The organism is Pseudomonas sp. 15C (genome assembly GCF_055484735.1).
On the sequence record NZ_JBUDGD010000062.1, the window covers coordinates 1 to 22,319 of the forward strand.

Annotated in this window: 24 protein-coding genes and 1 pseudogene; 10 read left to right on the plus strand and 15 right to left on the minus strand. The window is 59.5% G+C overall.

Translation table 11 applies throughout. The annotated features are described in order from the left end of the window. Positions 1-471: 471 nt before the first annotated feature. Positions 472-1,194, minus strand: coding sequence for a phosphatidylcholine synthase (gene pcsA, locus ACYYKW_RS22795; protein ID WP_464991228.1), 723 nt, complete (start codon positions 1,192-1,194; stop codon positions 472-474). A 257-nt stretch (positions 1,195-1,451) separates the two neighbouring features. Between pcsA and ACYYKW_RS22800 the strand changes: the two genes are divergently transcribed. After that, on the plus strand, positions 1,452-2,201 hold the full coding sequence (locus ACYYKW_RS22800) for a tellurite resistance TerB family protein (RefSeq protein ID WP_464991229.1): 750 nt from the start codon (positions 1,452-1,454) through the stop codon (positions 2,199-2,201). Positions 2,202-2,336: 135 nt separating this feature from the next. Further along, on the plus strand, positions 2,337-4,964 hold the full coding sequence (gene ligD / locus ACYYKW_RS22805; protein ID WP_464991230.1) for a DNA ligase D: 2,628 nt from the start codon (positions 2,337-2,339) through the stop codon (positions 4,962-4,964). Here ligD and ACYYKW_RS22810 read toward each other — a convergent pair whose 3' ends face one another. Both ACYYKW_RS22810 and ACYYKW_RS22815 read right to left on the minus strand, forming a co-directional pair. Beyond that, complete coding sequence (locus tag ACYYKW_RS22810) at positions 4,965-5,366, minus strand: hypothetical protein (RefSeq protein ID WP_197677957.1); 402 nt, start codon at positions 5,364-5,366, stop codon at positions 4,965-4,967. 80 nt (positions 5,367-5,446) lie between these two features. Next, a complete protein-coding gene (locus ACYYKW_RS22815; protein WP_090282773.1) occupies positions 5,447-5,761 on the minus strand; it encodes a DUF2388 domain-containing protein in 315 nt (104 codons plus the stop codon). A gap of 163 nt (positions 5,762-5,924) precedes the next feature. Between ACYYKW_RS22815 and ACYYKW_RS22820 the strand changes: the two genes are divergently transcribed. Beyond that, on the plus strand, positions 5,925-6,578 hold the full coding sequence (locus tag ACYYKW_RS22820) for a DUF2238 domain-containing protein (protein WP_464991231.1): 654 nt from the start codon (positions 5,925-5,927) through the stop codon (positions 6,576-6,578). 4 nt (positions 6,579-6,582) lie between these two features. On the opposite strand, the gene sodC is transcribed toward ACYYKW_RS22820, so the two are convergent. After that, complete coding sequence (sodC, locus tag ACYYKW_RS22825) at positions 6,583-7,104, minus strand: superoxide dismutase [Cu-Zn] SodC (RefSeq protein ID WP_464991232.1); 522 nt, start codon at positions 7,102-7,104, stop codon at positions 6,583-6,585. A gap of 180 nt (positions 7,105-7,284) precedes the next feature. Between sodC and ACYYKW_RS22830 the strand changes: the two are divergent. After that, a pseudogene (locus ACYYKW_RS22830) lies at positions 7,285-8,103 on the plus strand (MCP four helix bundle domain-containing protein); the annotation flags it as partial. Positions 8,104-8,235: 132 nt separating this feature from the next. Next, positions 8,236-8,961, plus strand: coding sequence for a methyl-accepting chemotaxis protein (locus ACYYKW_RS22835; RefSeq protein ID WP_394597966.1), 726 nt, complete (start codon positions 8,236-8,238; stop codon positions 8,959-8,961). 176 nt (positions 8,962-9,137) lie between these two features. Here the strand turns inward: ACYYKW_RS22835 and ACYYKW_RS22840 are convergent, their stop codons facing one another. Further along, a complete protein-coding gene (locus tag ACYYKW_RS22840; RefSeq protein ID WP_093102550.1) occupies positions 9,138-9,569 on the minus strand; it encodes a nuclear transport factor 2 family protein in 432 nt (143 codons plus the stop codon). Positions 9,570-10,076: 507 nt separating this feature from the next. On the opposite strand from ACYYKW_RS22840, the gene mqo reads away from it, so the two are divergent. After that, positions 10,077-11,726 (plus strand): malate dehydrogenase (quinone), encoded by a 1,650-nt coding sequence (mqo, locus tag ACYYKW_RS22845; protein ID WP_093106836.1) that lies wholly within the window; start codon positions 10,077-10,079, stop codon positions 11,724-11,726. A 66-nt stretch (positions 11,727-11,792) separates the two neighbouring features. Here the strand turns inward: mqo and ACYYKW_RS22850 are convergent, their stop codons facing one another. Continuing rightward, positions 11,793-12,221, minus strand: a complete 429-nt coding sequence (locus tag ACYYKW_RS22850) for a nuclear transport factor 2 family protein (RefSeq protein ID WP_464991233.1) — start codon at positions 12,219-12,221, stop codon at positions 11,793-11,795. Positions 12,222-12,249: 28 nt separating this feature from the next. Beyond that, entirely contained in the window at positions 12,250-12,600 is a 351-nt protein-coding gene (locus tag ACYYKW_RS22855) for a hypothetical protein (RefSeq protein ID WP_336354499.1), read from the minus strand. A 68-nt stretch (positions 12,601-12,668) separates the two neighbouring features. Between ACYYKW_RS22855 and ACYYKW_RS22860 the strand changes: the two genes are divergently transcribed. Further along, positions 12,669-13,481, plus strand: coding sequence for an OBAP family protein (locus ACYYKW_RS22860; protein WP_464991234.1), 813 nt, complete (start codon positions 12,669-12,671; stop codon positions 13,479-13,481). A gap of 114 nt (positions 13,482-13,595) precedes the next feature. Here the strand turns inward: ACYYKW_RS22860 and ACYYKW_RS22865 are convergent, their stop codons facing one another. After that, on the minus strand, positions 13,596-13,787 hold the full coding sequence (locus tag ACYYKW_RS22865; protein WP_090282781.1) for a hypothetical protein: 192 nt from the start codon (positions 13,785-13,787) through the stop codon (positions 13,596-13,598). Positions 13,788-14,074: 287 nt separating this feature from the next. On the opposite strand from ACYYKW_RS22865, the gene ACYYKW_RS22870 reads away from it, so the two are divergent. From ACYYKW_RS22870 to ACYYKW_RS22880, 3 genes are all read left to right on the plus strand, one after another. After that, positions 14,075-15,571 carry a helix-turn-helix transcriptional regulator gene (locus ACYYKW_RS22870; protein ID WP_093102544.1) on the plus strand — a complete coding sequence of 499 codons (1,497 nt, stop codon included), beginning with the start codon at positions 14,075-14,077 and terminating at the stop codon, positions 15,569-15,571. 139 nt (positions 15,572-15,710) lie between these two features. Next, positions 15,711-15,965 carry a DUF1652 domain-containing protein gene (locus tag ACYYKW_RS22875; RefSeq protein ID WP_093102542.1) on the plus strand — a complete coding sequence of 85 codons (255 nt, stop codon included), beginning with the start codon at positions 15,711-15,713 and terminating at the stop codon, positions 15,963-15,965. Positions 15,966-16,189: 224 nt separating this feature from the next. Then, positions 16,190-16,402, plus strand: a complete 213-nt coding sequence (locus ACYYKW_RS22880) for a hypothetical protein (RefSeq protein WP_090282785.1) — start codon at positions 16,190-16,192, stop codon at positions 16,400-16,402. Positions 16,403-16,476: 74 nt separating this feature from the next. Here the strand turns inward: ACYYKW_RS22880 and ACYYKW_RS22885 are convergent, their stop codons facing one another. The 7 genes from ACYYKW_RS22885 to ACYYKW_RS22915 all read right to left on the minus strand — a co-directional run bounded on the left by ACYYKW_RS22885 (position 16,477) and on the right by ACYYKW_RS22915 (position 22,087). Next, positions 16,477-17,244: an SDR family oxidoreductase gene (locus ACYYKW_RS22885; RefSeq protein ID WP_093102539.1), complete on the minus strand. Its 768-nt coding sequence runs from the start codon at positions 17,242-17,244 to the stop codon at positions 16,477-16,479. Positions 17,245-17,266: 22 nt separating this feature from the next. Continuing rightward, positions 17,267-18,334: a phosphotransferase family protein gene (locus ACYYKW_RS22890; protein ID WP_464991235.1), complete on the minus strand. Its 1,068-nt coding sequence runs from the start codon at positions 18,332-18,334 to the stop codon at positions 17,267-17,269. Positions 18,335-18,533: 199 nt separating this feature from the next. Further along, the gene (locus ACYYKW_RS22895) at positions 18,534-19,502 is read right to left on the minus strand and encodes a 2-hydroxyacid dehydrogenase (protein WP_093102535.1); all 969 of its coding nucleotides are present in this window, start codon (positions 19,500-19,502) and stop codon (positions 18,534-18,536) included. 170 nt (positions 19,503-19,672) lie between these two features. Then, on the minus strand, positions 19,673-20,101 hold the full coding sequence (locus tag ACYYKW_RS22900) for a hypothetical protein (protein ID WP_464991236.1): 429 nt from the start codon (positions 20,099-20,101) through the stop codon (positions 19,673-19,675). A 2-nt stretch (positions 20,102-20,103) separates the two neighbouring features. Next, on the minus strand, positions 20,104-20,610 hold the full coding sequence (locus ACYYKW_RS22905) for a DUF4822 domain-containing protein (RefSeq protein WP_464991238.1): 507 nt from the start codon (positions 20,608-20,610) through the stop codon (positions 20,104-20,106). Between the two features lie 346 nt (positions 20,611-20,956). Further along, positions 20,957-21,481: an isochorismatase family protein gene (locus ACYYKW_RS22910; RefSeq protein ID WP_336354505.1), complete on the minus strand. Its 525-nt coding sequence runs from the start codon at positions 21,479-21,481 to the stop codon at positions 20,957-20,959. Between the two features lie 222 nt (positions 21,482-21,703). After that, positions 21,704-22,087, minus strand: a complete 384-nt coding sequence (locus tag ACYYKW_RS22915) for a tautomerase family protein (RefSeq protein ID WP_090282790.1) — start codon at positions 22,085-22,087, stop codon at positions 21,704-21,706. Positions 22,088-22,319: the final 232 nt, after the last annotated feature.

The following is a 22,319-nucleotide window of genomic DNA, read 5'->3' on the forward strand; positions in this document are numbered from 1 at the left end:
CCGGGCGCAGCGGCTACGGTTTGCTGCGCTGCACCTCCTTCCGCTGTGTCTGGCTGCGCCAGACGGTCGCTGCGCTCCCACGCCCGGATCAATCCCTCCACTCAGCCTTCCGACGTCGCCGGTGACGCAAGATCAAGATCAAGAGCACGCGAGCTAACGCTCATTGTTGAGTGGTTAGAAGCGCCGCATGGCTTGAGATCTTCGATGGATTTGCCCCTCACCCCAGCCCTCTCCCTCTGGAGAGGGGGCCGATTTTGGTTGGATTTGAAATTTGTATTCGACTCGGTATCTCAAGTCGGCGTAGCCCTCGCATCCACCTCGGTCAGTCCCCTCTCCCTCCGGGAGAGGGTTAGGGTGAGGGGCTTTTGATTTTCAGGCTCAGTTCAAGCATGAAAACATGCGGTCAAACTGTGGGAGCTTGCCTGCAAGCGATGGCGGTCTTACACCCGACCAATTTCCAATCAATGCCGCCTATTTCACCTGCCCCCGATCGACCCACTCCAGCGCCGTGCGCCAGATGCAGATCCCCAGAAAGTAAGCCGACATCAGCAGCCACACCCCCATGACCATCGGGTTGATCTGCGGATGGTTGAGCACCAGTGACAGGCTGCACAGCAGCCATATTGCGGTGACGGCGATGTTGATCGGCATGAACCGGCGTACGCGGAACGGATGCAGGAATTTCATCCGCGTGACGGTCAGCAGTGCCAGGCCGATCACGGTGAGGAAGGTGATCCACGGTCCCGGGCCGATGATGTACAGGCACAGCGCAACCACGTTCCAGGCGGCCGGGAAGCCGACGAAGTAGTTGTCTTTGCTTTTCATGTTGACGTTGCAGAAGCAGAACAGCGACGACACCAGAATCAGCGATACCGTCAGCAGCAAGGTGTAGTTGGGCAAGGGGATGTAGCGATAGATGAAGAGCGCCGGGATGAATACGTACGTCAGGTAATCGATCACCAGGTCGAGGATCGAGCCGTCGAAGCTCGGTAGCACCGATTGCACGTTGACCTTGCGCGCCAGTGCGCCGTCGAGGCCGTCGACGATCAGCGCCACGCCCAGCCACATCAGGCAGTGGGTCGGCTGGTTTTCCAGCAGGGCGAGGGTCGCCAGGAATGCGGTGACCACGCCAGTCGCGGTAAAACCATGGGCGCCCCATGCTTTGAGCCTGGCGATGTGTATGGTCGATATCACGGGAGCGTTCTCCAGAAAGTGCAGCTGGCCGGGTGTCGCCCTTGGAAGCAGGGCGCCGGCGAACCGGGTCGGGGTTGCAGCTATCGACCGGTTTGGCCGGGATAAGGTTCACGCTCCATCAATCTTAGCCGGGCGGTGAAAAAATTCCTCGACAAGCGCCGCCAGCGCTCAAGTGTCAGCCAAACGGTGCTGGCGCTATGGCTGGCGGGGTCTATCGTTGCCTGACGCAGTCACGGCCAACGCCTGAGGATGACGTCATGAACACCAGCGATTTGCTCGAACAACTATTGCGGGGCCAGGCCTCGGGGCGGCAGTCCACGGGTGCGTCCGCCGGGGATGGGCTGGGCGGGCTCGGTGGTTTGCTCGGCGGGCTGTTGGGTGGCGGTCAGGTCGGTGGCGCTGGCGCGGCGGCATCCGGTGGGCTCGGCGGGTTGCTCGGTGGCTTGCTTGGTGGTGGTGGCGGATTGGGCGGTGCTTTGGGCGGGGCGCTGGGGGGCGGCAGTCGCAGTCGTTCTGGCGGCACTAATTACGCCGCACTGGCATCGCTGGGGATGATGGCGTATCAGGCTTATCAGGCCTGGCAACGCAGCCAGGCCAGTGCGGCGCCGCAACAGATTCCGCAAACCGCCGATCTGCTCGCTGGCCCGCAAATTGAAGAGCACAGCCACGCGGTCCTGCGTGCGTTGATCGCGGCGGCGAAGGCTGACGGCCGCATCGATGAAACCGAGAAACATTTGATCAGCAGCGAAATCGGCAAACACACCAGCGATCCGCAGCTGCAGCAATGGCTCGACGCCGAAGTCGCCAAGCCGCTGGTTCCTGCCGAAGTGGCGCAATCTGCGCAGGGTGACCCGGCGGTGGCGGCAGAGATGTATCTGGCCAGCGTCATGCTGGTAGACGACCAACAAAACGCCGAGCGCAGCTACCTCGACGAACTCGCCGCCGCCCTCAACATCGACCCCGATCTGCAAGTGCATCTGGAGGCGCAGACCAAAGGTCAGGCCTGAGCCCAGAAGGCAAAACACGCGAACAATCAAAGCCCTTGGCGCTCCATCCGTCAGGGGCTTTTTCAGCTCGATTGAATTTTTTTCACGGCGCATCGCTCTTCTGCATAACAGAGCCAGTCTGCAATCGGTGCGCCCATGAACAGGAATCTCGACGACTACAACCGCATGCGCGATTTTTCCGCGACTTCGGAACCGGCCGCGGTAAAACGCTCCGGCCGTAAAACCGCGAAGGATCACGCCTTGCAGTTCTGCATCCAGAAGCACGACGCTTCGCACCTGCATTACGATTTTCGCCTCGAACTCGACGGCGCGCTCAAGAGCTGGGCGGTGCCGAAGGGGCCGTCGCTCGACCCCAAGGTCAAGCGTCTGGCGGTGCACGTCGAAGATCATCCACTGGATTACGCGACCTTCGAGGGCAGCATTCCCGAGGGGCATTACGGCGCCGGCGACGTGATCGTCTGGGATCGCGGCGTGTGGATTCCCCTCGACGATCCGCAAAAGGCTTACGCCAAAGGCCGGCTCAAATTCGAATTGCAGGGAGAGAAGCTTGGCGGTGTCTGGAATCTGGTGCGCACGCACATGCCGGGCAAGAAAGAGCAGTGGTTTCTGATCAAACATCAGGACAACGCCGCGCGCCCCCAGGATGACTACGACGTATTGGTTGCCGAACCGGACAGTGTTTTAAGTGAACGCACAATCGTCGCCAGCCCGAAAAAAACCGCCGAACAGGCCAAACCGCTGAAAAAAGCTCCGGCGAAACCGCGCAAGCAGGCCACCGGAAAGCTCACCGGCGCACACAAGGCCAAGCTGCCGGCGCAACTCAAACCCGAGCTGGCGACGCTGGTCGACAGTGCACCGGAAGGGCAGTGGAGTTACGAAATCAAGTTCGATGGTTACCGGATCATGGCGCGCATCGAGGGCGATCAGGTGCAACTGTTTACGCGTAACGGCCACGACTGGACGCACAAACTGCCGCAACAGGCCGAAGCGCTGGCGGCGTTAGGCCTGGAGTCGGCATGGCTGGACGGCGAAATGATCGTCGCCAACGAGCAGGGCGTGCCGGATTTTCAAGCGCTGCAAAACGCTTTCGAAGTCGGGCGCAGCGGCAACATCGTTTATTACCTGTTCGATTTGCCCTATCTCAACGGCGTCGATCTGCGCGAAGTCGCGGTCGAGGAACGACGTGCCGCGTTGGCGACCATTCTCGGTTCGCAGAAAAGTGAATTGCTGCGCTTTTCCGAAGCCTTCGAAGAGACCCCGGACGCGCTGCTCAACAGTGCCTGCCAGATGCAGATGGAAGGCTTGATCGGCAAGCGCCTCGGCTCGCCTTACGTATCTCGGCGCAGCAGCGACTGGATCAAGCTCAAATGCAAACACCGGCAGGAATTCGTCATCGTCGGCTACACCGATCCGAAAGGTGCGCGCAGTGCCTTCGGCGCCTTGCTGCTCGGCCTGCATGATCGCGACAGCGGTGAATTGCGCTACGCCGGCAAGGTCGGCACCGGGTTCAACGAAACCACGCTGAAAAGCATTCTGGTGCAACTCAAACCGTTGCAGGCCAAGAGCGCGGCGGTGGTCAACCCGCCCAGCGGCTTCGAGGCCAAAGGCGTGCATTGGCTCAAGCCCAAGCTGCTGGCAGAAGTGGCGTTTGCGGAAATGACCAAGGACGGCTCGGTGCGCCACGCCGTGTTCCATGGCCTGCGCAACGACAAACCGGCCAAAGCCATCACCGAGGAGCTAGCGAAGCCTGTGAAGACTGTCGAAAGCAAAACTGCCGAGAAGAAACCCGCGAAGAAGACCGCTGCCAGCAAGCCCAAGGCTCCAAGTAAAAAAGCCGCGGCGAGCAAAACCGAAAGCGCACCGTCGCAAGCCAACCTGGCCAACGGCAAGGTGCGTATCACCCACCCGGAGCGGGTGATCGACGCGGTCAGTGGCACCACGAAAATGCAGCTCGCCGAGTATTACGCCAGCGTCGCCGAATACATACTGCCGCACCTCAAGGATCGCCCGGTGGCGCTGGTTCGCGCCCCGGACGGGATCGCCGGCGAGCTGTTCTTCCAGAAGAACGCCGAGCGCCTGGCGATCCCCGGTATCAGCACGCTCGACAAAGACGTCACCGGGCAGCCGGTGATGATGATCAACAGTGCCGAAGCGCTGATTGGCGCGGTGCAGATGAGCACCGTCGAGCTACACACCTGGAATGCCACCCAGACCGATCTGGACAAGCCCGACCGCTTCGTCCTCGACCTCGACCCGGACCCAGCGTTGCCGTGGAAAAGCATGGTCGAAGCCACAGCGCTGACGCTGACCGTGCTCGATGAGCTGGGGCTCAAGGCATTCCTGAAAACCAGCGGCGGCAAGGGGATTCACCTCGTTGTGCCGCTGACTCGCAAGCACGGCTGGGACGAGGTCAAGGATTTCAGCCACGCCATCGTCAGCCACATGGCCAAGCTGTTGCCGGACCGTTTTTCAGCGGTGTCCGGACCGAAAAACCGCGTCGGCAAGATCTTCATCGATTACCTGCGCAACGGTCTGGGCGCCACCACCATTTGCACCTATGCGGCGCGCGCGCGTGAAGGCATGCCGGTGTCCGTACCGGTTTTCCGTGAGGAAGTGGCGGAGATCAAGGGCGGCAATCACTGGAATATTCACAACGTCCATGAGCGCTTGGCCGAGGTTGGTGAAGAGCCGTGGGCGGACATGAAGAAAACCCGTCAGACCATCACCGCGCAAATGCGCAAACGCGTAGGCATGAAAAAATGATCAGGCGTCGCGCAGCAAGTCGTGGGCGTTGAGCAGTTCGAAGGCGATCGCCGGGTTGTTGTTCAAGCCTCGGCGAATCGCCGTCGGGATCGCTTTGCGGGTTTTGCGGCACAGCCCGGGCAGATCGTCGATGTCGATGTCGATGCCGAGCATGGTCCGCACCTCATGGAAGCCCGGTGAGACTTCGACTCGGATACCCAGTTGCTCATACATGCGTTTTTGCAGATGACGCAGATCGTCGAGGTCTTTGAGCTGTTCCAGACGCGCCAGCAGGACTTTTTCTTCGTTGCGGGTCAGGCGCAGGATGCGTAGATCCGCGCCGGGCGTGTCCAGCAACGGATCGCGCCCGCATACGCAGGCGCCGGGTGGGCAAGGGGAGCGCAAAGGCGCGGTGGTGGTCATGGCCTCCATCATAGAGGCCGTCGGACCGTTTTGCCTATGTGCGTGAGGCAGCCGTCCATCGGCCGCCGTCTTCCTGAAAACTAAGGTTTCAGGCCTTCGTAATGCACCAGAATCGCGTTGGCGAGGTCTTCATCGCTGGCGTTGAGGCCTGGGTTGTCCTGGCGCACCTGCTGCAGCACCGATTCAAGATAAACCCCACGGATGGCCCCGCCACTGGCGACGAATGCAGACACGTCGTCGCGGGCTGGAATGACCATCTTGTCATCCTTGAAGGTCGAGTACAGCGACGCGGAAACACCGGCCGAGGTGGCGACATCGCCCGCGTCGACACGGGCCAGCGCCGAACCGACCGGCAGGCAAAGGAGTAGAGATGAAACGAGCACTAACTTGCGCATGACGGTGTTCCTCCGAAGGCGCGAAGCAAAAGGAAAGGGACTACATAACGTCAGAGATGATCGGCGCGCGGGAGTTCCGTGAGCGACGAAAACGCAGCGGCAAGGAACCGGGCAAAACGCCGAAGGGTCTACCGCTTGCCTGTATTGTTTGAGAGTCGATTTGATGCTCCTCAGAGTCAGCGACAACGTTGCCCGCCCCGCCGACACGCGAATCGAAGCCGCCTTGCTCGGTGGATTTGTCCTGCTGGCCATCGCTCTCGGCATAGCCCCGCGAAGCCGCGTCGACTGGCTGCTGGAAAATGTGCTGGCCGTGGCGCTGGTGTTGGCCCTGGTACTGGCATATCGGCGGTTTCGCTTGTCGTCCTTTTCGCTGGTGATGATCTTCGCCTTTCTGTGCATCCATGAAGTCGGCTCGCATTACACCTACTCGCGGGTGCCCTACGATCAATGGAGCACGCTGCTGACCGGTGTCAGTGTCAACAAGGTCCTGGGTCTTGAGCGCAATCACTATGATCGGCTGGTGCACTTGAGCTACGGATTGCTGATGGTCTGGCCGATGCGCGAAGTGCTGCTGCGCCTGACCCCGTTGCGCGGCGTCTGGCTGGTGCTGATGACCTTGAACGTGGTGCTGGCGACTTCGGCGTTGTACGAATTGATCGAGTGGGTCGGCGGCGCTTATCTGGGCGATGACACCGGACAGGCCTTCGTCGGCGCGCAGAACGATCCCTGGGATTCGCAGAAGGACATGGCCCTGGCGCTGGTCGGCGCCGGGCTGTCCTTGCTGATGTTGGCAGGCGGGCGTCGGGCGCCGCGCTAAGTCGTCAGATCACTCCGCAGGCCATGCGATCGCCGCCACCGCCCAGTGGCTTGGGCATGTCAGCGTGGTTGTCGCCGCCGGCGTGAATCATCAGGGCATGGCCCTTGATCTCGGAAATTTTCTTCAGGCGCGGGGCCAGCACCGGATTATTGGCGACACCGTCAGCCGTCACATACACCGCTGGCAGATCCCCCAGATGGCCGTCGGCGTAGGGGCCAAGATGCTTACCGGTTTTCGCCGGATCGAAATGACCGCCAGCGGCCAGTGCCGCGCCTTTTACGCCATCCTTCACGCCCGCTTCGCAGCTGCCGTTTTCATGCACATGGAAACCGTGAATACCGGTCGGCAGCGATTTCAGGTCGGGCGTGAACAGCAGGCCATAAGGCGTCTCGCTGACGGTGACCGAGCCGATCGCCTGCGGCGCACCGTCGGCGCTGACCAGATTGATCGCGACTTTCTCCGTTGCTGCTTGTGCGGTACCCATCGCCAGAGTGCCGAGCAGACCAAACCATAATGCGCGTTTCATAAGCGTTTCCTTCAGCTGCATGAATGTTCGAAGCGATGGATTCATAGCCTGCCAGCGTTAACCGGCGATGAAGGTGCAATCCATCGGCGCTGCAGCGTGTGACTGGCTGCCCGATCGAAAAGTTTTGCCGGATTCAAGTCGCCGCTGACATCAGCCGATACGCTCTGTGTCGGCAGTTCCATGCAAATAGGCTTAACTGAAATCCGACAAGCGCAATCCAGCGTGCCCACGGGAGATTCCACGGTGTCGATCAAACTGCGTTTGGTGTTGCTGATTGCGACCAGCCTGCTGACAGCGCTGATCGTGAGTCTGGTCAGTTATGTCGGCAATCTGCGGATGGCCACGGCCGTCGGCGATAACACGGTGAGCATGAGCGCGCTGCGCAATCACATGGAAGCCGACATGATGCACGACGCCCTGCGCGCCGATGTCTATTCGGCGATGTTGGTCGGGTTGGGCAAAAGCAGCAGCACGGCGGCGCAGGTGCGTGATTCGCTCACCGAGCACGCCGGGCATTTTCACCAGGTGCTCAACGACAATCTGAAGCTGCCGATCAACCCGACATTGCGCACGGCGCTGGAGCAGATCAAGCCGAGCCTCGACACCTACATCAAGTCCGCTGAGCAAATTGTTGGGGTGGCGCTGGACAACCCGGACGCCGCCCAGCAGCAACTCGGCACCTTCAACACGGCGTTCAGCCAGCTCGAAGAGCAGATGGCGGCGCTGAGCGAACTGATCGAGTCCAACACCCAACACACCGCCGAGGTCACGGAAGCAGCGATCCGCAGCGCCAATATCACCCTCGGCGTGGTGCTGCTTGCCAGTCTGCTGTTGCTGCTGGCGCAAGGCCGCTGGGTCATTCGCAGCATCACCGGGCCGTTGCAAACCGCCAGCCGCATCGCCGAAAGCATCGCTCATGGCAACCTCAGCGAGCCGATCGCCGAGCCGTCCGGCAAGGACGAGGCCAGCGTGCTGATCCGCACGCTGGCGACCATGCAACGCGACCTGCGCAACATGATCGAGGTGGTTCGGCGCAACGCCCACGGCGTCAGCGGCATGAGCGAACAGCTCAGCCAGGGCTGCCACCAGGTCGCCGACAGCAGCCAGCAGCAAAGCGTCGCCGCCGGCACCATGGCTGCAGCCGCGAGCCAGATGACCGCCAGCATCGAAGAAATCACTCGCCACGCCGAGCGTGCGCTGAGCATGGCCAATCAGGCCGAAACCCTGGCGAAAGAGGGCGGCGGGGTGATCCATCAGGTGGTCAGCGATATGGATGACATTGCTCGCTCGGCGCAGCAGTCGGCGCAGGTCATCCGCACGCTGGATCAGGAGTCGGAAGCCATCTTCAACATCATTCAGGTGATCAAGAGCATCGCTGACCAGACCAACTTGCTGGCGCTCAACGCCGCGATCGAAGCAGCGCGGGCCGGCGAACAGGGGCGCGGCTTTGCCGTGGTCGCGGACGAGGTACGCAGCCTGGCAGCGCGCACCAGCGCCTCGACCCAGGAAATCGCCGCGATGGTTGCACGGATTCAAAACAGCACGCGTGAGGCGGTCAGCAGCATGGAGGCGGGGGTGGCACAAGTTGATAAAGGAATGGCGGTAACCGCGGAGGTTGAACGGGCGATTCGCGAAATTCTCGACGCGACCTTGAGCACCACACAGCTGGTCAACGACATCACCCGCACGATCGGCGAGCAGAGCCAGGCCAGTAACGAAATTGCCCATCAGGTGGAAATGATTGCCGGGATGTCGGAAGGCAACAGCCGGGTGATCGGCCAGACCGCGACGACCACGGACGAGTTGTCGAGCCTGGCGGGGCAGTTGGCGCAGTCGGTGGATCGGTTTCGGTTGTGATAACGGTTGAATGAATTGCAATTGCAGCGTCTGATAAGGCCCCATCGCGGGCAAGCCCGCTCCCACAGGGTTCCATGTTGTGAATGCAAGTGTTTACACCATCACTCACTGTGGGAGCGGGCTTGCCCGCGATGAGGCCAGCCCGAGCAACATCAACTCAGGCTAAATAATCACGATCAGAACTTGAACGCCTGTCGCCCAATCAGCAACCACTTGCCCTGCTGCTTTTGCCAGATCTGAAAGTTCTCGATCTCGGTCGGCACCACCTCGGTCCCCTTCAACGCCTGCGCCGAAAAGTGGTTGCGCACCAGCGCGGTATCGCCGGACAGCGTGATGGTCTGCTTTTGCATTTCCAGAGTCTTGAACGCGCTTCGGCCAGTTTCGATGTCGGCAATGAATTCCTTCTTGTCCTGGACCTTGCCGCTGGAATGACCGTAGGTCAGGTTGGGGGCGGTGAGGGCGTTCAGTTCGGCGATGTTCTTGTGCAGCATTGCCTGCGTCAGATGGTCCACGGCCTGGGCGACGTCCTTTTCCGCCGCAGCAGGCGCGGCCATGGCGTAACCATTGAAGGCGCAGAGAAAGCCGATCAGAAGTCGGGTCTTGGTCATTGCGGTATTTCCTTGTTGTTATGGGTTGATGACTGACTTGGCTTGTATTCATCAGTCATCGTACAACGTAGCAGAATACCCAGCGATCAGTCAGCACTTTGCGCCGCTTCATCGTCATCGGAAAAAGCCGTGAGGCGCAGAGTCATGTTCGGCCGCTGTCAGCCGATAAAGCGCTAGTGGTGCAAAACGACTTTCAAGTCGGGAACAGACGCGCGGGTTTGCCCTGACGTGATATTCTGCGCGCCAACTTGGTTTGACCTTATTCAGCCAGCATGCCTGCGGGCGTGCTGGCAGGATCCCTGTCGCTCAAGTAGCTGAAGCCAATAATGATAAGAAGTCAGTTCAGAAGGGACATCAACTGAGGTCGATGCGGCATGTCGGCCTTGTGTGCCCACCCGTCAAAATTGAAGTGTGCCGGAATCTGCGACGCCAGCCTGAGCGTCATCAAAGCGGATCGCATGCTGATAACAGCGGCGGGCGGAAGGCGTTTTATCATAGGTGCAACAGATGTTTAAGAAAGTGAACACAGCCTTGCTGGGTCTGGCTTTGGCAATGGGGATGACATCCGCCAACGCTGACGAAGCAAAGAAAGTCGACGTCCTGCTGATCGGCGGCGGCATCATGAGCACCACCCTGGGTGTGTGGATCAATGAGCTGGAGCCGAGCTGGTCGATGGAAATGGTCGAGCGCCTCGATGGCGTCGCCCAGGAAAGCTCCAACGGCTGGAACAACGCCGGTACCGGTCACTCGGCACTGGCCGAGCTGAACTACACCCCGGAAGACGACAAAGGCAACGTAACGATCCCGAAAGCCGTCGAGATCAACGAAGCGTTCCAGGTGTCCCGTCAGTTCTGGGCCTGGCAGGTTCAGCAGGGCGTTCTGAAGAACCCTCGCTCGTTCATCAATACCACACCGCACATGAGCTTCGTGTGGGGCGATGACAACATCAAGTTCCTGAAAAAGCGCTACGAAGCGCTGCAGGCGAGCCCGCTGTTCGCCGGTATGCAGTACTCGGAAGACCCGGCTGTGATCAAGAAGTGGGTCCCGCTGATGATGGAAGGGCGTGACCCGAACCAGAAAATCGCGGCCACCTGGAGCCCGCTGGGTACCGACATGAACTTCGGCGAAATCACCCGCCAGTTCGCCGCGCACCTGCAGACCAAGCCTAACTTCGATCTGAAACTGTCGAGCGAAGTCGAGGACATCACCAAGAACGCCGATGGCACCTGGCGCGTCAGCTACAAAAACCTCAAAGACGGCACCAAAACCGAAACCGACGCCAAGTTCGTCTTCATCGGCGCTGGTGGCGGTGCCCTGCACCTGTTGCAGAAGTCGGGCATTCCTGAAGCCAAGGAGTACGGTGGCTTCCCGGTCGGTGGTTCGTTCCTCGTGACCGAAAACCCGACCATTGCTGAACAGCATCTGGCCAAGGCTTACGGTAAAGCTTCGGTGGGTTCGCCACCGATGTCGGTTCCGCACCTGGACACCCGTGTCCTGGACGGCAAGCGCGTGATCCTCTTTGGCCCATTCGCGACCTTCAGCACCAAGTTCCTCAAGGAAGGTTCGTACCTGGACCTGCTGACGAGCACCACCACGCACAACATCTGGCCGATGACCAAGGTTGGCATCAAGGAATACCCGCTGGTCGAGTACCTTGCCGGCCAACTGATGCTGTCGGATGAAGACCGCATGAACGCGCTCAAGGAATACTTCCCGAACGCCAAAGCCGAAGACTGGCGCCTGTGGCAAGCCGGCCAGCGCGTGCAGATCATCAAGCGTGATGAAGCAGCAGGCGGCGTGCTGAAACTGGGTACCGAAATCGTTGCCGCTCAGGACGGCTCCATCGCCGGCCTGCTGGGCGCATCGCCAGGCGCGTCGACCGCTGCACCGATCATGCTGAGCGTGCTGCAGAAAGTCTTCAAAGACAAAGTCGCCTCCCCTGAATGGCAAGCCAAGCTGCACCAGATCGTTCCAAGCTACGGCACTCAGCTGAACAGCGATCCGGCCAAAGTGGCCGCAGAATGGGCTTACACCGCCAAGATCCTCGAACTGCCGACGCCTCCGGTGATCGGTCAGGCCGCTGCTCCGGCTGCCGGCGCTGCGGCTGAAAAAGCCCCGGCTATGAAGGACAACGCTGCACGCGACATGGCGCTCTAAACACTCGCCTGACGCACAAAGCCCACTGCACCGGTGACGGTCAGTGGGCTTTTTTGTGCCTGCGCTTCAAGCCTTGGCTTTGGCCAGATAAGCCCCCAGCCGCTGGCCCATCTCTTCACCCAGCGCCTGCAAGCCGCTCAACGGCCGCACCATCACTTCAAACTCGACAATCTTGCCGTGCTCATCGAAGCGAATCATGTCGATGCCTTTGAGCTCTTTCGTACCGACCCTGGCACTGAATTCGAGAATCACATTGAGCCCATCGGCACTTGCCAGCTCGCGGTGATATTGAAAATCCTCGAAGACCTCGAACACGGTATTGAGGATCATCGACACTACCGGCGCGCCGGGGTAGGGCGTGTGAGCCATCGGCGAGCGAAACACGGCCTGGGCATCAAGCAGTTCAGGCAGGGCGCGCAGATTACCGGTGCGGATCATCTCGTGCCAGCGCTGCAGGGATTGGGCGACGGGGGCTTGCAGGTTCAGCTCGGTCATGGGGGCTCCGGTTTTTTTTTGTTGGTCTTCAATGGCACTGACTGTAGATCACCCAGGCTGCAAGAACATCCTGATGTGCCGAGCTGAATACCAAACCATCGCCAATGCGGATCAGATGCGCGTCTGATCCGTACTTTTTCGCTTTATCTGACGCTGTAACCGGTTCAGTCAAGCGCTCACAATGCCCCGGCAGTGCGGGCACCCGCGACGTTCCTTCATCCCGAAGCGTCCAGTGCACCGCAAACCCGGCATTGAGGAGAGCAAGATGAACAAGATGGCGATTTTCCTGGGTGGCTTCCTGACACTGACCATTCTGATCGGTTTGCTGGCGACGATTTCTCCGGTCTGACGCGCCCGCAGTTTTTTCGAACTCCGCCATGTTCGCGCTTTCAGTTGCAGTACAGGGCCATGCCAGCGGCCCCACGGACTGTAAAGAAGGAGCGAGACATGCGTTGCACAACCCCGCACGGACGATGGCTATCGATGGGCGTGCTGCTGACGGCATTGACCGGCTGCGCGATGAGCAACACCGAATCGCCGGTACAGACGCCCGGCAAAGCCAAGGCCTCCGACACGGAACTACTTGAGACCGGCGCACAGTGGCTGCAAGACAAACCGCCGATTCGCGCCTTGAACCTCTACCTCGACGGCTTCCACTTCTACAACGGGCACCCCGATGTGCAAATGGAGGCGCACCACTATTGTTCGGTGCTCAACGAAGAAGTCTTTCAATGCGTGATCTATGACGGCAACAGCGCCGACGCGAAATTGATGGGCGTCGAATACATCATCAGCCAGCGCCTGTTCGCCCAATTGCCGGCCAGGGAAAAAACGCTATGGCACAGCCATGCGCACGAAGTCACGTCCGGCCAACTGGTCGCCCCGGGCATTGCGCAAGTCGCCGAAACTCGGCTGATGGAAAAGCTCGCCAACACCTACGGCAAGACCTGGCACACCTGGCATACCGATCAGGACAAGCAACTGCCGCTCGGCGTGCCGCAATTGATGATGGGCTTCACGGCCGACGGCCAGGCCGATCCGCAGATGGTGCAGCAACGCGACCAACGTCTGGGCGTCGACACCGCGAAAAACAAAACCGCCCGCGCCGCGATCAAACCGGCGCCCATCGAACAGGGCGCCGATGCCTGGAAAAAGGGCAATGCGGTGCAACTTCCCGACCCGACCGGGCACACGCATCTGATGCCGCGCCCGTCGACCGGCAGCGATGAGAATGCTCGGGGGACGCAGCCCAAACCTTGAGTAACCATCGGTAGGTACTGCGTTCGGTCGCTCCCACAGGGTTTTCAGCTGCGCACGAAATCTGTGCTCATCCTCAATCTCTGTGGGAGCGAGCCTGCTCGCGAAAGCGGTGGGTCAGCCACCGCCGCTGCGGCGACTTTCCATCCCCTCCGGTTTGCCCATGTCCAGCAATCGTCTTTCCATCAAGACGCTCTCAAGCGCCTGGCGCTCGACCAGCGCCATCTGGTGCTCGCGCTTTTTCAACTCCAGCAAAATGGGGCTGGACCAGGTGCGGTAAGTCTGTTCGATGTTGCGGCGGGACGTCATCAGTCTCTCCTTGATCAAGAGCCCGGTATTGCGGGCAGGGGCTCAATCCGATGAGGAGTTAACATTAGACGACATAACGAGCGGGTGCCTGGTTTCTGTGAAGGCCAGATCAATGATAGGGGCGATTGCTCGCGCGACCCCCGGATCAGATGAATTGATGCATACTCCCACCGCCTGCCCGATAAAGCTCGATGCCACAGGTGTTTTTGCCGGTTTCAAGCGGCCGCACGAACCCGAGCCGCTGCGGTCGTAGTCTTCACCGAGCCGCCTCACTGTGTGGAGATCCAATGAGCCAGGAAGTCCTGACCACCGAAACCAATCGTCGCCAGTTGCAGCAAATCATCGCCGGGCTGTCCGACGGGGTGATTTTGCTGGAGCTCGATCAAAGCATTCTGTGGGCCAACGAAGCGGCGCTGGCCATGCATGGCGTCAGCCGGATCGGCGAGCTGGGCAGCAATGCCGAGGAATACGCCAAGCGGTTCAGCCTGCGCTATCGCAACAATCACACCTTGCCACCGGAGAACTATCCGATCAGCCGCGTTGCGCGCTGCGAAATGTTCAGTGACGTGCTGATCGAAGTCTCGCCTGCCGATGACCCGGAGCGCATCTGGGTGCACAGCGTGCGCAGCATGGTGCTGACCGACCGTTTGGGCCAGCCCGAGTCGCTGGTGCTGATCATGAGCGATGTCACCGACTGGGCTAACGCCGAGCAGCGCTTCGAAAAAACCTTCAATGCCAACCCGGCGCCGGCGGTGATCTGCCGCCTTAGCGACTTGCGCTATATCAAGGTCAACCCGGGGTTCCTCGAAATGACCGGTTACAGCCGCGAGCAGGTGATTGGCACCTCGGCGTATGAAATCGATATTTTTGAGCAGGCCGAAAAACGCGATCTGGCCATCCAGCGCCTGCGCGACGTTGCGACCATCCCGCAGATGCAGGCGGAACTGCGTCTGCCCGATGGCGGCAGCAAGCAAGTGATCGTCGCTGGGCAACCGCTGTTGCTCAACGATGAAAACTGCATGCTGTTTTCCTTCGTCGACATGGAGCCACGGCGCAAGGTCGAACTCGCCCTGCGTCAGAGCGAGGAGCGTTTCGCCAAGGCGTTCCGCCTGACCCCGGTGCCGATTCTGATCTGCAGCGCCGACCAGCAAGAAGTCATCGACGTCAACCAGGCGTTTCTTGAAACGCTGGCCTATGAGGCTGATGACGTCCTCGGTAAAACCGTCACCCAGTTGAAATTCATCGATGATGAAGGCGAGCGCACGCGGCTGCTCGCGGCGCTGGCAAACAATGCTCGAGTAGACCGGGTGGACGTGCGGGTGCGCAAGCGCGACGACGAATTGCTTGAATGCGCGGTGTCGGCGGACACGGTGAAGATCCACGACACGTCGTGCTATCTGCTGGTATTGATGGACATGACCGAGCGCAAGCGCTCCGAGCTGGAGCTGGTCGCCGCGATTGAAGAGGTGATGAAGGATGCATCGTGGTTCAGCCGCACGCTGATCGAAAAACTGGCCAACGTGAAGAAGATCAATTCGCCGCAGTTGCCGAGCGCGTCGTTCACCGACTTGACCGCGCGCGAACGCGATGTGCTGGGGCTGATCTGCGAGGGTCTGGCAGACAAGGAAATCGCCGCACGGCTGAAGCTGGCGCCCAACACCGTGCGCAATCATGTTGCCACCGTCTACTCCAAGCTCGACGTGCACAGCCGCAGCGAGGCAATCGTCTGGGCCCGGGAACGCGGGTTGTTTTCCGGAGAGTGGGGTGCCAAGGGGCAACGCTAGGGGTGCAAATGCACTAGTGATTCGGGTGCAAATTCGTGTATTGGCCGTCGAGTTCAGTTCTTAGGCTTGTGGGGTGCGGTACGAGCCTTTTTCAGGCACGGGACCGCGTCCCCTCGATGCAGCCAAAGGAACGACCCAAATGATGAATCTTGCACAGTTGCGTGCGCAGCTTGAGCACAGTTTTCCGCCGCTGGCGTGTGAGTGCTCGGTGGATGGCGATCATTCGCTGACAGTGAAGCTCTATCACAAGGATTCGGGAGCGGTGGATCTGGTGATCAGTGGTCTGAAGCTGGATGAGTTGCGCACACCGGAGTCGGTGCAAGCGCTGGTCGATGAATTGCGCTATGAGCTGGAAAGCAATTCCTTGCGATCCTCGGCAGATTCGAGCTTCTGATCTCGATGCATTCCTGTGGGAGCGAGCCTGCTCGCGAAGGCGATCTACGTCGCTTTTCCCGCTTCACTAACCCGACCTCCAACGTAAAATCGACAGCCATGAACCGTTCAAACAGCCTGTTCACTGGCACTTGCAAGGGGCTCGGCTATAAGTAATGAGTCGTCAGGTTTTTCGTTACCCGTTGGGTCGCGGAAATTCGTCTCTCATTCACCGCGGGTCGTCCTATGAACCATTCTGGGAATCGCGTGTTGCCGTTGGCTTTTCTGTTCGTGTTGCTGGCCGGCTGTGCCAGCCCACCACCCCCAGCGCCAGTGGCGCCGCCACCACCGCCCGAGCGCACCTGTCAGGTCATGGAAAACACCGAGGTTGCCGGTGACATGTACGTGGACGGGCAGGTCACTCGGCACATCACCACCACTCGTTGCATCACTCAGTAGCAGCGGCGCACAAACCCTGCGGGAACGAGCGCGCTCGTTTCCGCAGGGCTGGGGCACTTGTATGAATAATCAGATCAGGACAGGAAACCGCCGTCCACGTTCAGCGCCACTCCGGTGGTGTAGCTCGACGCGTCGCTGGCCAGGTACAGCACGGCGCCAGCCATTTCGCTCGGGTCGGCCACGCGCTTGAGCGGGATCTGCGTCAGTGCCTGTTTGAGGATCGCATCGTTTTTCACCAGTGCCGAGGCGAACTTGGTGTCGGTCAGGCCCGGCAGCAGGGCGTTGCAGCGGATGCCGAATTGCGCGCATTCCTTGGCGAACACCTTGGTCATGTTGATCACGGCCGCTTTCGTCACCGAATAGATGCCCTGGAAAATCCCCGGCGAGATGCCGTTGATCGAGGCGACGTTGATGATGCTGCCGCCGCCGTTTTCGCGCATCAGCTTGCCGGCTTCGACCGACATGAAGAAATAGCCACGGATGTTTACGTCGACGGTCTTTTGAAACGCCCCCAGGTCGGTGTCCAGCACATTACAGAACTGCGGGTTGGTCGCGGCGTTGTTGACCAGAATGTCGAGGCGGCCGAACTGTTCCTTGATCCCGGCGAACACCTGAGCAATCTGCTCCATTTCACCAATGTGGCAGGCTACGGCCGTGGCTTTGCCGCCGGCGGCGACGATCGCGTCGGCGACATGCTGGCAGCCGTCGAGCTTGCGGCTTGAAACGATCACATGGGCGCCTTGCTGGGCCAGCAGTTTGGCGATGGCTTCACCGATACCACGGCTGGCGCCGGAGACGAAAGCGATCTTGCCGTCGAGGTCGAACAACTGAGTCTTGGACATAAGGGTTCCTTGGTGTGGGCCGTCAGAGGCTCGATTTCGCGATGACCTGCAGGCTCATCTGCTCCAGCAGTTTGTTCATGTGAATGAACTGCGCGAAGCGTTTGTCCTGGGTCTGGCCATGGTAGAAGCGGTAGTAGATCTGCTGCACGATACCGGCGAGGCGGAACAGGCCGTAGGTGTAGTAGAAGTCGAAATTATCGATCTGGATTCCAGAACGCTCGGCGTAGTAATCGACGAATTCACGGCGGGTAAGCATGCCCGGCGCGTGGCTCGGCTGGCGGCGCATCAGTTGCACCGGCGCCGGGTCGTCCGCCTGGATCCAGTAGGCGAGGGTGTTGCCCAGGTCCATCAGCGGATCGCCGAGGGTGGTCAGTTCCCAGTCGAGCACGCCGATGATCTGCATCGGGTTCCGCGGATCAAGAATGACGTTGTCGAAGCGGTAATCGTTGTGGACGATGCTTGACGTCGGATGGTCGGCGGGCATCTTGTCGTTGAGCCAGGCTTTGACCTGCTCCCAGTGCGGCGCATCCGGGGTCAGGGCTTTCTCGTAGCGCTCGCTCCAGCCTCTGATCTGGCGGGCGACATAGCCTTCAGGTTTGCCAAGATCGTCCAGCCCACATGCCTGGTAATCGACGCGATGCAGTTCAACGAAGCGGTCGATAAAGCTCTTGCACAGCGCTTCGGTCTTCGCAGAGTCGAGGCCCAGTTCCGGCGGCAGATCCGAGCGGAGGATGATCCCCTTGACCCGCTCCATCACGTAGAACTCGGCGCCGATCACCGACTCGTCGGTGCAGTGCACATAGGCTTTCGGGCAATACGGGAAACCGTCGCGCAATTGATTGAGGATGCGGAATTCGCGGCCCATGTCATGGGCGGATTTGGCCTTGTGGCCGAAGGGTGGGCGCCGCAGGACGAATTCCTGTTCCGGGTATTCCAGCAGGTAGGTCAGGTTCGACGCACCACCGGGAAACTGGCTGATTGCAGGTGTGCCGGTCAGGCCTGAAATGTGCGCTTTGAGGTACGGATCGATCAGGCTGGCATCGAGTTCTTCGCCGGAGCGGATACGGGTGGACTGGTCAGTAAGCGCCATGCTTATCCCTTCTGCTTATTTTGGAGGCCAGACATCATTGGCTAATCTAATGGCACGCTCGTGCAGCGACAAGCGTGGGTCGGTCTTATAGGTTAGCGTGTTGCCCGATAATCACCTTTGGGAATGAGCCCTCCCTTCCGAGCGGAAGGGGGGTTGCAGGCGTGGGCTGCTGGCGATGCAGAATCCGGGTTGGCGATCTTCAGGAAACGCGCTGGTCGTTGAGTCGGGGCGGGAGGGAAACGGGGGTCAGCACCGCTTGCCCGGAGAAAAACGCCACAAGGTTTTTCCCGACCAGCTCCACCGTACCCTGCATGGCTTCCGGTGACAGACCGGCAACGTGCGGGGTCAGCAACACATTATTGAGGGTTTTCAAGGCATCGGGCACTTGTGGCTCGTGGTCGAACACATCGAGGGCGGCACCGGCGATTCGCCGTTGTTCGAGAGCCGTCACCAGATCCGCAGTATCGATGACACTGGCACGGGCGATATTGACGATGAAGCCATTCGGGCCCAGCGCATCGAGTACCGAGCGAGTAACCAGGTGCTGCGTGCCAACGCCACCCGGCGTGGCGACAATCAGAAAATCCGCAGCCCGTGCCAGTTCGGTCGGGGTCGAGCAGAACGCGTAAGGCACATCGTTTCGCACCTGACGGTTGTGATAACTGATCGACATGTCGAAACCAAGATTGGCCCGTTTGGCGATCGCCATGCCCACTGCACCAAGCCCGAGAATGCCCAAGCGTTTACCGGCCAGCGACGGGCGCATGATTTTCGGCCATTCACCGCGGCGCACGGCGGCATCACAACGGGGTATATCGCGTACCAGCGCCAACAGCATCGCCATCGCATGGTCAGCCACTGACGAGGCGTTGACCCCGGCGCCATTGGTCACGGTAATACCGCGGTCACTGGCCGCCTGCAAATCCACTTGCTCGTAACCGGCGCCGATCACGGTGATGATCCTCAGCGCGGGCAGGGCGGCGATTTCCTCGGCGGTGAGGCCCAGCGGACCACGGGTCAGCACTGCGTCGATGCGGCTGCCGTGGCTGGCAATGGCTTGTGCACGTTCGGCAGGTGTGGGCGCGAGAATCAGGTGAAAACCCTGATGTTCGAGAATCGGCAGATAGTCATTGATGGTTTCAACCAGTACCAGAACGGTTGCGGGCATTGCACGGCTCCTGAGATCAATGGCGGGTGGGTCGCGAAATCGTTTCAGCGTGCTGAATCCGCCGCGTTTTGGCAATCATGATCATTCGCGCAGTCGTGCATTGATTCTGGACGGCTTCGGGCAAGAAGCAAGGCGTAGCAGCACAGCGGTGAACCGCTGTGCTGCCGGTCTCATTGGGCTGTCTGGGCTTTGGCTTGTTCGGCCAACGCGATCGGCTTGAAATCGTAGGTTGGATAAAACTCGGTGCGATAACTGCCCCAGGCAGTATTTTCCACAGCGAGGTTCACTTCCGCCAGCCGGGAGGCGGGGAAGCGCACGGTGACCACTTGGCCGATACCCATCATGATGTTCCAGCTCACCACTTCGACGCCGGCCGGCGGGAAGGTCTTGTAGAAGCCCTGTTGCGCGAGCTGGGCCTTGAGTTCGCTCAGCGGGCGGGTCTGATCATGCTTCAGAAAAACCGTCAGCATCATCGCATTGTCAGCAGTCGCGACGGCATTTTTTGCCGGTTGGCTGGCGGCTTGCGCGTACACCCCGGCGCAATATACCGAAGAGGCCAGTAGCGTCGACATCAACAGGGTTTTAAGTGCCTTTTGCATATTCATTCCTTGTCTTGTTGTGTAATGGCGGACCTGGTTTGTACGGTTTCGGTATAAGGTGCGTGGACGACATGAATACGTACAGGCGGATTCGTTTCAATCATGTCGCGAGGTACTTCCCGGGAGTAAGTGAATTCCTGGTCATTCAATGTTTCCAGGCGTCTGACAATAGTTTTGATCGGCCCCATGTCGGGTACAAGAACGTGCTGTTTCTGATCGCCAGTGACAAAGAAATAACCACCGCCACCGTTGTTGTACTTTGACTCGCCTGTATCGGTGTAAAAGAATTCGTATCGATTGCGTTCGGGATCCCACGTCGATATACCCACAACGCCGGGATACTTCGCTTTGACGTCGGTTTCAGGGGCGCCGTCGATATAGACCTTGGTGGTCAGCCATCGCAGCGAGGATGCCAGTTGGCGTATGTCTGTCGTTTGGGCAGCACTGATGTTCGGAATAAACAGCGCTGCAAGTAGCAGCCACAGAATCGTTTTGGTGTGCATGCGCATATCCTTACTGAGCACTTCAAATCATGTGCGATTGGTAACTGACTTCCAAGCGTGAAAAATATAGCCCTCGTCCTGGAGGTTGTTCAATGGCCAAGTAGTTGCTTGTAACAAATGGGCCGTTTTTTATTGTTTGGTAATTTTTTGTTTTAATTATTAAGCATGGCGTGAGTTGTAGGATTATTCTTGAATAATTATAGGCTGAGTCCTGTTTGCAGATATTTTTCGTAATTAGCTGCGCTTTTACGGATAACCGTTCTCTCAATATTGTAGGACGACGGATGCGCTTACAAATAGCTGATTGACGCAACCTGAGGAGGTCAGAATGCGTCAACTCGCGATCACTTCTTTAGAACGTCACTTCATCGCTGCTGACCAAACGCGCGAAGGCGGCTCCGAGCGTCGCGTTGTGATGCTGGATGATCGCTGCGGCCGGCAGTGCGTCGGTGTCCATGCAAGTGTGGGCGTCGGCGACGAGCAAGGTTATGAAGCCCAGATCGGCGGCGGCGCGGCAGGTACTGTCGATGCAGAACTGACTTTTCATGCCGACGATATAAAGTTCATCGACGTTCGCCACGGCTAGCTGCCGTGCCAGTCGGGTCGCATGGAAGGCGTTGGGTCGGGATTTATTGAAAACGGTGTCGATGTCAGCGTCCAGTTCAAGCGCTGGCAACAGTTGCCAGAATGGACTGCCGGCGGCAATCGGCGATCCTTCCGGGCCAGTGTGCCGTGCAGCGAAGATCGGCACCTGACGGGCCCGGGCCTGAGTGATCAGACGCCGGATGTTGATCAGAACCCGCTCGCTGTCGTGTGGTTTTTCCGGGCCTTGGAACAAGCCGACCTGCATATCGATAATCAACAATGCTGCTGACATGGTGTTTCTCCTTGAGTGTTGCAGATGCCGCATGGACGGGAGAAACAACAAGGCCCCGTCCATTGCTGGCGGGGCCTTGGGTTTGCTGCGCTGGATTTACCTCAGGCACCACCACCACGACCCGCCGATGGCGGTCGTGGTGGTGGTGCGGGTGAGGTGCAGCGCGCAAAGGTTCATGCCGCCGATCATGCTGGCGCCGGTGCCGCACTGTCAATCAGCCGCTCAGGTAACGTATTGCGCGATGCCGTTCCCGAATGACCAGTTCTCCTTCTTCACCTCGATCAGATTGATGAACACGTCTTCCAGACGCACCGCCAGTTCAGCGTGCAGGTTATCGGCGATGGTTTTGAACAGCAGTTGCTTCTTCTCCACCGATCGTCCCTCGCTGATGGTGATCTGAATGAACACCACGCCGTCGCTGCGCTGAATTCCGAGGTATTGAGGGTCATAAACGAGGTGCTGGGCGTCGTGCTCGGTGAGGATCTGGAAATTGTCATGTTCCGGCACATCGATGCAGCTGCGCAGGGCGGCATAGATCTGTTCGCCAATACGCTTAGCGAACTCGGGGTTGGGGTTTTGCTGAATGTCGACGCGAACCAGTGGCATGAAAGGCTCCGGGAAAATGGCGGGCATCTCTGACACTAGATCAAGCGCGCGACATTGGCAGGGTGTTTGGTCTGGAATATGAGGGATTTCGCGTATGAGCTGGATTACAGAATGCCCGGATTTTGCCTACGTAGCGGGCAGAACCGTCTGCTAGCCGGCAGGGGGTAAAACCGAAATGATGAGTGGCATAAGGCGCGACGCCGATCGACGCTATAGCGCTCAGGCGCATACC